The 10,100-nt window shown below is 34.9% G+C and carries 6 protein-coding genes and 1 pseudogene; 5 read left to right on the top strand and 2 right to left on the bottom strand.

What is annotated here, in order from left to right; genetic code table 11:
* Nucleotides 1–715: 715 nt before the first annotated feature.
* Entirely contained in the window at nt 716–1,225 is a 510-nt protein-coding gene (gene apcB, locus F6K40_RS30540; protein WP_293141378.1) for an allophycocyanin subunit beta, read from the bottom strand.
* Between the two features lie 917 nt (nt 1,226–2,142).
* Here apcB and glnA point away from each other — a divergent pair.
* The 5 genes and pseudogenes from glnA to F6K40_RS30515 all read left to right on the top strand — a co-directional run bounded on the left by glnA (nt 2,143) and on the right by F6K40_RS30515 (nt 7,584).
* On the top strand, nt 2,143–3,564 hold the full coding sequence (gene glnA, locus F6K40_RS30535) for a type I glutamate--ammonia ligase (protein WP_293141376.1): 1,422 nt from the start codon (nt 2,143–2,145) through the stop codon (nt 3,562–3,564).
* A gap of 700 nt (nt 3,565–4,264) precedes the next feature.
* Nucleotides 4,265–4,939, top strand: coding sequence for a class I SAM-dependent methyltransferase (locus F6K40_RS30530; protein ID WP_293141374.1), 675 nt, complete (start codon nt 4,265–4,267; stop codon nt 4,937–4,939).
* Between the two features lie 60 nt (nt 4,940–4,999).
* Nucleotides 5,000–5,263: pseudogene (locus F6K40_RS30525) on the top strand (class I SAM-dependent methyltransferase); the annotation flags it as partial.
* A gap of 231 nt (nt 5,264–5,494) precedes the next feature.
* Entirely contained in the window at nt 5,495–5,677 is a 183-nt protein-coding gene (locus F6K40_RS30520) for a hypothetical protein (RefSeq protein WP_293141372.1), read from the top strand.
* Between the two features lie 368 nt (nt 5,678–6,045).
* Nucleotides 6,046–7,584: an AbgT family transporter gene (locus F6K40_RS30515; protein WP_293141370.1), complete on the top strand. Its 1,539-nt coding sequence runs from the start codon at nt 6,046–6,048 to the stop codon at nt 7,582–7,584.
* Between the two features lie 1,229 nt (nt 7,585–8,813).
* Here the strand turns inward: F6K40_RS30515 and F6K40_RS30510 are convergent.
* On the bottom strand, nt 8,814–9,653 hold the full coding sequence (locus F6K40_RS30510) for a transglutaminase-like domain-containing protein (RefSeq protein WP_293141368.1): 840 nt from the start codon (nt 9,651–9,653) through the stop codon (nt 8,814–8,816).
* Nucleotides 9,654–10,100: the final 447 nt, after the last annotated feature.

Raw genomic sequence — 10,100 nt, 5'->3', positions numbered from 1 at the left:
TTTTTGTCGAAAAGTAGAGCAATTTCTTTCTACCAATCATACATATTTTCTAGGTTTCTCCACCAAGATTTACTGCTCATAAATCTCCGAGAATAAAATCTCTAGAAATCCAATATTTTTTTGCTGCTAGAGCCATGAATAATTTTCATTTTCTTGTTTCTAGTTTAGCAATTATTCGCCTACTTACTAAAATTTATTTACTCATCAAAACCAAAAATTTTTGTCGAAAAGTAGAGCAATTTCTTTCTACCAATCATACATATTTTCTAGGTTTAGACACAAATTTTACTTATTAACTAGCTATCAGCTTTTTGAAATGTAAAAAAAACTAATTAAACTGATGACTGAGTTCTAAAAAAAACTGTAGGGTTTTGGTTTTTAAATCCCATTTTGGAGCTTGGTTTGGAGGGGTGCATCTCAATATTTGCCAAAATACTTTTTTCCTGTCCCCTATTCTTTGTTCCTTATTTCCTAAAAGCGATCGATCAACTTTTGGCTTTCTTCTTGCATTGAGATGCATCCATTTAGAGCGGAGCTATATTGATAGTTAATAATTAATAATTGATAATTAATCCCTAGAAACTTTAAGCAACTCCATTGAACGAGAAAAAAGAAATAATATTTCCAGATTTAATTTCATTCTCTCGGTTTTAACTAGAAGTAATTATTAATTATCAATTATCATTATCCATTATTAATTATCAATTATCCATTATTAAATATCCTTTTCCGCCAACTCACTAATCAAATGATCGAAAGGTTCCGCCAAAAAAGCACCAGTTTGAATACCTGCTGCCTCTACTTCAGACTTAACAAGTTCTTTCATAATACCAATACCTATCACAGTAGGTCCAATAGGTACTCCTAAAGAATTATAAGTTTCCCGAAGCCCCTGTAACACACGCTCATCCAAAACATCTGTATTACCTGCTACCAAAGCATAAGTAGCATAGCGCAGATAATAATCCATATCCCGCAGACAAGCCGCATAACGACGAGTCGTATAAGCATTACCACCGGGACGGATTAACTCTGGTTGTTCTGCAAACAAAGTAACTGCAGCTTGTTTAACCAAACTAGCAGCCTGAGAATTAATTACTGCAGCCGCTTGTACTCGTGCAGTACCAGTTTCAAAATAAGATTTTAATCGATCGACCCCATCCCGATCCAAGTAACGACCCTTAGCATCATAATTTTCTATTAAGCTGGTGACAGTATCCCGCATGAAATTATTCTCCCAACAATTTCTTAAACTTTCCATATTAGCCTACTACAAATTGAGACCTAGCAGAATCATTAGAGTCGGCCTTATAAATATAGTAATATTAGATACAAAAGCTCAACAATTTTCATTCTTATTATTAGCCAGATGTATTCTTATTAGACTAACCACAAATCTAATCAAAGTGCTCAAGTCGCGAACATGGTTAGTCCAGCCCACTTTTTTGAGAGTAAACGTCCCGATTAGTCAAATCAATTCAAAATTCAAAATTATCAATTCGCTCATTATCACCTCTGTCCAAAGTCAAAGACTTGAAACAAAGAAAATCTTTTTTAATTTTTTTTCGTTCTCAAGAATGAGGCTTGAATCCTTGATTAAACAATTATTCAATAACTTGGCAGCCCAAATTTTTGAATGCGCGAATTTTGAATTTTGAATTCAAAAATGGTCATAACACCTTGGGATGCGAGGCCAGTCCTGAAGCTGAAGTTGTTCGGCATTAAACAGGTAAAAAGATTTGAAAAACCAGTGTGTCGAGCCGCTCTCTTAAAAGCCAAAATAACTGGGCGAGACCAACTTGACGCATTTTTTGCAAAACGGGAGCAACCGTTGTCCAAATTTTTGTCTAACCTTATGTTTTGAGGTCAATTAATTGACCTGAAAAACATCTTATTTCTGTTACGAACAGAGAGACAATTACTCGTTTTAAGCACACTTTTTCTCAGAGCTAACTGCATTTGGTATTACCGTCATGCTTATTTTCAACACTTGGTTGAAGCCATAGAAACTTTACATACAACATCATTAAGTACAAAATCAATTTGTCAATTTGTGACGTTTGGTTAAAGTTTTCTGGAACAGTAACGGCAGTTATTAAGCAAGTTCAAGAAAATCAAAATTTAAAATTTAGGAGCTAATTAATGGCAGAAACAGCGCAAGATGTATTGAACTGGATTAATAGTCAAGACATTCAAGTTATTGATTTGAAATTCATTGACCTACCTGGTATTTGGCAACATTTAACAGTTCACAAAAGTCAACTTGATGAGAGTTCTTTTACAGATGGAGTTGCCTTCGACGGTTCCAGTATTCGTGGTTGGAAAAATATTAACGAGTCAGACATGATGATGGTACTCGATCCAACTACTGCTTGGATCGACCCTTTTATGGCCGAACCTACATTAAGTATCACCTGTAGTATTAAAGAACCTCGAACTGGCGAATGGTATAGTCGTTGTCCTAGAGTTATAGCTCAGAAAGCAATTGATTATTTAAAAACCACAGGTATTGGAGATACAGCATTCTTTGGTCCCGAAGCTGAATTTTTTGTATTTGAGGATGCTCGTTTCGACCAAACAGAAAATAAAGGATACTACTATGTTGATAGTGTAGAGGGTCGTTGGAACTCTGGTCGTGAAGAAGATGGAGGAAACAAAGCCTATAAACCAGGTTACAAACAAGGTTACTTTCCAGTATCTCCTACAGATACTATGCAAGACCTACGGACAGAAATGCTTTTAACAATGGCTAAGTGTGGAGTTCCCATTGAAAAGCATCACCATGAAGTGGCTACAGGTGGTCAGAATGAATTAGGTTTCCGCTTTGGTACATTGGTAGAAGCTGCCGATAACTTGATGATTTATAAGTATGTCATCAAAAATGTTGGTAAAAAGTATGGCAAGACAGTTACTTTTATGCCCAAACCAGTATTTAACGATAATGGTTCTGGAATGCACTGTCACCAGTCAATCTGGAAAGAGGGACAACCTTTATTCTGGGGTGATGGTTATGCTAACTTGAGTAAGACGGCTCTTAATTATATTGGTGGTATCCTCAAGCACGCTCCAGCAATATTAGCTTTTTCTAATCCTTCCACTAATTCTTATAAACGATTGGTTCCTGGGTTTGAAGCTCCAGTAAATTTGGCTTATTCCCAAGGAAACCGTTCTGCTTCTGTTCGTATTCCTTTGACTGGTACTAATCCTAAAGCAAAACGACTAGAGTTCCGTTGTCCTGATGCTAGTTGTAATCCATATCTTGCTTTTGCAGCGATGCTTTGTGCTGGTATTGATGGAATTAAGAATGAAATTGACCCTGGTGCATCTTTGGATGTGGATATTTATGACCTTAGTCCTGAAGAATTGAGTAAGATTCCTTCTACTCCTGGTTCCCTAGAGGGTGCTTTGGAAGCTTTGGAAAAAGACCATGAATTTTTGACTACTGGTGGGGTATTTACAGAGGATTTGATTCGGACTTGGATTGAGTATAAGTTGGATAATGAGGTTAACCCTATGCGTCTACGTCCTCATCCTTATGAATTTTCTCTGTACTATGATTGCTAAATCATCAAAATAGCGATTTCATTTTATTAGCCTTCCGAAAGTGGAGGCTATTTTTTCTGCCTTTCAGATTAAATTCCCTTCCTTTCAACTCCCTAGTAGAAAATCATCAACATTTTCATTTTGTGAAGCTCCTGAAAAAATCGCGAAGGATTTTTGGTTGCATCTTCAACAAAATTTTGATAACATAAAGATTAACTGGGGCTACTCGCCTATATGCATGACTTTTTATTCAACTACTTTTTCACCCTGGGTCTCGTACTAAGTCCGCTTACTTTAGAGGATGAAAATCTACATGGGCAAAAATTTAGAATTTGGTAAGGGTTTGGAGACCAAACCCCTACGAGATATAAACTGTAGGGATAATAACTGGTTTGATATCCTACCAATTATCAAAAGTATTGTTATACTTAAAACCTGGAAAAATCCGTTCAATAATGGATAATGGATAATGGATAATTACCTCTCCCTTTTAGGTCGAGGATTGACATTTAAGGAAAAAATTTATTTCTCTTGGTTGATTGGATATGCTTAGGTAACCCATCCATCCCATCCTACGGACTGCTCCGCAAACAACCGCTTTTTCCCCTTTATTGGGGAGGCTTTAAACCTGAATTATTTAATTATTTAATTATTTAATTGTTTAATTGTTTAATTGTTTAATTGTTTCGGTAAAAAAAAACATTAAAATAACAAGATAATCATGCCAGATACAATCACAAAACTTACTTATCAAACATTTCAACAAAGCAAAATTTACTTTGCTTTAGCTCACAAAAAAATTTCCACTCAACTCAGAAAATTTATTTATCCAAACCTCAAACTAAATACCAAACCATTATCTGCTGAAATTCTCCAAAAAATGCAGCAACGTATTGATGAAATTCTCGAAAAAGATTTAGCAGATGGAGAAAAAGGTATATATCCAGTTAATATTATCTTCGATAATCCATGGGCAGATTTTTTAAGTTATTATCCTAATATTTGGCTAGATATACCGAGCGTTTGGGAAAGGATTAGACAAAAGAAATATCAAGAATTTCCTCAAGAAATAGATACTGAAGATTATCCTAATTATTATTTACAAAACTTCCATTATCAAACTGATGGATACTTAAGTGAAATGTCTGCTAATCTTTATGATTTACAGGTAGAGCTTTTATTTAATGGTACTGCCGATGCAATGCGCAGACGAATTTTACCTCCATTAAAAATAGGATTAGAAAAACTGTTTTCTGGGCAAAATTTAGAGGCGATCGCGACTCAAAAACCACGAGTTTTAGACATAGCTTGTGGTACTGGTAGAATATTAAAATTTATTCGCGCTACTTTGCCAAAAGCCTCTCTTTATGGTTTAGGTTTATCACCTGATTATTAAAAAAAAGCCAATCAATTATTATCTGAAGAGTTGGGATAATTACCTCAGCTTTGCCAAGGAAATGCAGAGAATTTACCTTTCAAAGATAACTATTTTCAGGCAACAACTTGTGTTTTTACTTTCCATGAATTACCACCAATGGTACGTCAAAAAGTCATAGAAGAAACTTTTCGAGTAACTCAACCGGGGGGAGTTTTTGTAATTTGTGATTCGATTCAAGCCTCTGATGAACCTGATTTTGCACCAATATTAGAAAATTTTCCTGCAATGTTCCATGAGCCTTATTTTGACATACTCCCGACGTTGCCCTTACGGGACTTATAGGGATTCTTCAGTCTGGGAAACCCTGACCGCTGTTTAGACAGAGGTGATGTCCTTCCCCTGTGTTGGTTATATTATAATAAAATACCTCCTGCTTGTCAAGGTCGGAAGAACGTTTTCTTTGTGGAGACACCCAACCGCTGACCTGGCTTTCCCATCTCTTCGCTCCCCTAATAGCTGCCGCTAGGCTCCACCAACGGGAGAGCGGGGGACTTCCCGCCAGGGAAGTTAAAATTGGTAGTGTCTAAAGGAAGTGTGGGAAGTGTGGGAAGTGTGGGGAGGGTGGGGAGGGTGGGGAGATGCTCGAAAGTAGGAGGAATAATTGTACTTGTATCTTTTTGGGAAGTGTCTGCTACCCGTCCTAAATTTGCTTTGTGTCAGTTTTATAGAGCAGTTTCCTTTAGATATCTCCAATAATCAAAAATAAAATCAATCCCATGCGTATAAATCATCAATTATTTCCCCCTACTCCCTACTCCCTGTTTTCCGAAGAGGTCTTTTGACAAATATAGCGATCGAGCAAAAAAAAGATTACTAAGTTCTGTTCTGTATGAACCGTGTTTGTACTCACTCGTGTTAACGAAGTCAGAAGTCAGAAATTGTTTTTGTAAAGGGGATTTGAGCAAGACTCCAAAAAACTTTCACCAATCAAGGTGGGGTTGCGCAACTCAATTATTTTGATAAATAGGTACCCTATGTTCTACCTAATAAATTTGCTACAGTATCACTATATCAAATAAAAATTTGTTCAACTAGCAGGTTTGAATTTCAAGGAAACAGTTAAGATGGCAGAAACACCCTCCTCCGAAAAGTCGAAAAAACTAGACATAGTTAATAGAGCGCTAATTTTTATTGAAAAAGTAGGCAATAAACTGCCAGATCCTATTACATTATTTTTCTATCTATCTGTAGCAGTTATTGTGGTGAGCGCGATCGCTAATTTGGCAAATCTCTCTGCACTCAATCCTACAAGCAAAGAAACTATTGAAGCAGTTTCTCTGTTGACTCCTGACGGTATCCGCAAAATAGTTACTAAGACTGTGAGCAATTTTGTTAATTTTCCTCCCCTGGGTACTGTACTTGTGGCAATGTTAGGAGTAGGAGTAGCAGAGTCTACAGGTTTAATTTCTGCTTTACTGCGTCAAGTCGTGCTAATTGCTCCGGCAAAATTTATTACTCCTGTAATTGTTTTTTGTGGAGTGATGTCAAATATTGCTTCGGATGCTGGATATGTAGTTTTAACTCCTCTTGCTGCGTTAATATTTTTAGCATATAAACGTCATCCAATTGCTGGTTTAGCTGCTGGTTTTGCGGGAGTTTCTGGAGGTTTTAGTGCTAATTTATTAGTTAGTTCTATGGATCCTTTACTGGCAGGAATTACTGAAAGTTCGGCTCAATTAATTAATCCTGAATATACCGTTAATCCGACAGTTAACTATTATTTTATGGCAGCTTCTACATTAGTAATTACTTTAGTTGGTTGGTATATTACAGAGAAAATTGTAGAACCTCGACTAGGTGAATATAATGGTCAAATTAATTCAGAAGAAATGGAAGAGTTGACTATTGCTGAACAAAAAGGTTTACGTTGGGCTGGATATTCTTTATTAGCTTTTATCGGGTTTTTATTAATATTAGTTTTGCCGCCGGAAGGAATTTTACGCGATCCCGAAACTTTGACAATTATTCCTTCTCCTTTATTTCAAGGAATTGTACCAATAATAATGTTAGGATTCATAATTCCAGGTATTGCTTATGGAAAAGGTGCAGGTACAATTCAGAGCGATAAAGATATTGCTCAAGGTATGACTCAAGCAATGAATATAATGAGTTATTATATTGTTTTGTCTTTTTTTGCTGCTCAATTTATTGCTTATTTTAGTTGGACTAATTTAGGAATTATTTTAGCTATTAATGGTGCAAATTTTCTGAAAGCTACTGGTTTTACTGGCTTGCCTTTGCTAATAAGTTTTATCATTGTTAGTGGTTTAATTAATTTATTTTTTGCCTCTGCATCGTCTAAGTGGACTATGATAGCTCCTATATTTGTACCGATGTTAATGTTAGTTGGTTATAGCCCAGAATTTACACAAATGGCTTATAGAATTGGGGATTCTACAACTAATATTATTACGCCTTTGATGGGTTATTTTCCGATTATTGTTGCCTTTGCTCAGAGATACGATAAAAATGCAGGCATCGGAACTTTAATTGCCACAATGTTACCTTATTCTTTAGCTTTCTTATTATCTTGGTCAGCTTTATTTATATTTTGGTTTATTTTCGGAATTCCCATCGGACCAGGAGCAACAATTAGACTTTAATATTTGGTAGTTTAACGATTAATAATTCACAATTAATAATTACCTCTTCTGAAAAAGAAAAAGATTGGCTAAAAGCAAATTTTTTGCTTTTTTTTTCCTGTATAACGACAGCTCGTGTCGCAGCAAACGAGAGGTTTTAAACCATAATTTTTCAGTAAACTTTTTTCACCTATCACCTTCTTAAAATAGTTAAAGCCAAAAATCTTAAATTACCTAGTAGACTGACACGCCTAAAATAGTGCATTGTCAGCTTTATTTATATTTTGGTTTATTTTCGGAATTTCCATCGGACTAGGTGCAACAATTAGACTTTAATATTTGGTAGTTTAACGATTAATAATTCACAATTAATAATTACCTCTTCTGAAAAAGAAAAGGATTGACTAAAAGGAAATTTTTTGCTTTTTTTTTCCCTGTAGAGCGACAACTCGTGTCGCAGGAAAAGAGAGGTTTTAAACTATAATTTTTCAGTAAACTTTTTTCACCTATTACCTTCTTAAAATAGTTAAAGCCAAAAATCTTAAATTACCTAGTAGACTGACACGCCTAAAATAGTGCATTGTCAGCTTTATTTATATTTTGGTTTATTTTCGGAATTTCCATCGGACTAGGTGCAACAATTAGACTTTAATATTTGGTAGTTTAACAATTAATAATTCACAATTAATAATTACCTCTTCTCAAAAAGAAAAAGATTAGCTAAAAGAAAATTTTTTTCTTTTTTTTCCTCTATAACGACAGATAGTGTCGCAGCAAACGAAAGGTTTTAAAGCATAATTTTTCGGTAAATTTTTTTCACCTATTACCTTCTTCAGCGTTGCATAAATGCGCGATGATTTTAATAATTTTGATAATTTTAATAGTTTTGTGGAATGGGCATCTTGCTTCCACTTAATATTTATCCCTTAATTCAGCAACGCCCCTGCTTCAAATAGTTAAAGCCAAAAATATTAAATTACCTAGTAGATCGAAAAATATAAAATGGTGCGTTAGGACAGATTATTAAATATCTATTATAGCTTAGATTGTAGTTGTCTAACGCACCCTACTAGACTGTTTTAGTGAAAACTTCCTTCTAAAAAATAAGAGGTAATTATTAATTATTAATTATTTAAAATACCGATGTTACAGGACTTTATATTAAACTGAAAAATCTGCTATTATCTATGTTTAGTTGGGTTTCACTTCGTTCTACCCAACCTACAATTATCTACAACTTAAAACCTTCTTCAAGAAATAGAAATTGCCTCAAAATTCTCTATTTTTTGATTTTCTTGAACATCAGAAATATCTTCTACAAATAAATGTTGATCGTTCATTTCAAATGTGCCAAATAAAGTCGCAAAAGAAACATCAGTAGCATCCCGACCTGTACTAATTCTAATAATACCTGTAAGTGGTACTAATTTAGTCGGGTCAAACAAATACCAACGATCGCCTAAATAAGCTTCAAAACAAGCATGAAAATCTGGAGGATTAAGATTATAAGCATAAGCAGAAACAAAACGAGCTGGAATATTTAATGCCCGACAAAAAGCAATTCCTAAATGAGCAAAATCACGACAAACTCCCACTCTTTGTGTAGCAGTATCAAAAGCTGAAGTTTGGGAATTTGTGCTGCCAAATAGATATTTTACTTTATTATAAATCCAGTCAGAAATCATCATAACTCTAGAATAACCAGGATTCAAATTTCCAAACTCTGATTCAGCTAAACCAAATAACAAATCAGACTGACAATAACGACTAGGATAAAGATAAGGAAGTGTTTCTATTGGTAACTCAGCAAGTGGAACTTCTGCAATATTATTGTTATTAGCATAATAATGAAATAATTCTACAGTTGCTTGATAAGAAATTTCAATTTTTCCAGTAGGAGCGTTAACTCTAATAAACCGATTTTTTTCGGAATCACTAATATATTTATCTATTGCTAAAGATGGATTTAACTGTAGTTTTTCGTGTAAAATATTTTGATAGTTATTATTAACGACTTCAAGATTAAATAGTAGAGTTGTTGGTTGAGAAATAGTATAATTTAGTTGACAACCGAGTTGAAATTTTTTCATAAATAATATTTAAGACTGATAACGATCGATATACAGAAAATTTACCAAGAATAATGATGAAAGTCGCCGTTAAAATTCCGGCGATCAAACCTCTTCTAAATAATATTATCAGGACTTACGCAACATAAGGAATTATACGCCATATGTAGGGGCGAATGGCATTCGCCATTACTAGATATGGAGTTTCTGCGTAAGTCCTGATTATGTCATATTAAATCCGCTCTTCATGGAAGTGTTATCAGAAACCGGGTTTATGGGAGGTAGATGTTAGTATGGTGAGGTAGGGAGTAACCCGGTTTCTCTGCTGATGTTAAAATTCCGGTGCCCAGACCTCAACTACAGGCAATTCCCACCCTGGTAACAATTCTGGAACTTGTAAAACATCTCCATCTCTAAGCACAACTTTTTCGTGATTCGGGCGATAAACTTCCATTGTGCGAGTGCGGG

Origin of the sequence: Okeania sp. SIO3I5 (assembly GCF_010672085.1) — a bacterium.
In the GTDB taxonomy this organism is placed as follows: Bacteria; Cyanobacteriota; Cyanobacteriia; order Cyanobacteriales; family Microcoleaceae; genus Trichodesmium.
This window is presented reverse-complemented; position numbering and strand designations above follow the sequence as displayed.

Coding starts and splice junctions, on each gene's coding strand:
- apcB (WP_293141378.1), bottom strand. CDS start 1,225: ATGCGGGATACTGTCACCAGCTTAATAGAAAATTATGATGCTAAGGGT.
- glnA (WP_293141376.1), top strand. CDS start 2,143: ATGGCAGAAACAGCGCAAGATGTATTGAACTGGATTAATAGTCAAGAC.
- F6K40_RS30530 (WP_293141374.1), top strand. CDS start 4,265: ATGCCAGATACAATCACAAAACTTACTTATCAAACATTTCAACAAAGC.
- F6K40_RS30515 (WP_293141370.1), top strand. CDS start 6,046: ATGGCAGAAACACCCTCCTCCGAAAAGTCGAAAAAACTAGACATAGTT.
- F6K40_RS30510 (WP_293141368.1), bottom strand. CDS start 9,653: ATGAAAAAATTTCAACTCGGTTGTCAACTAAATTATACTATTTCTCAA.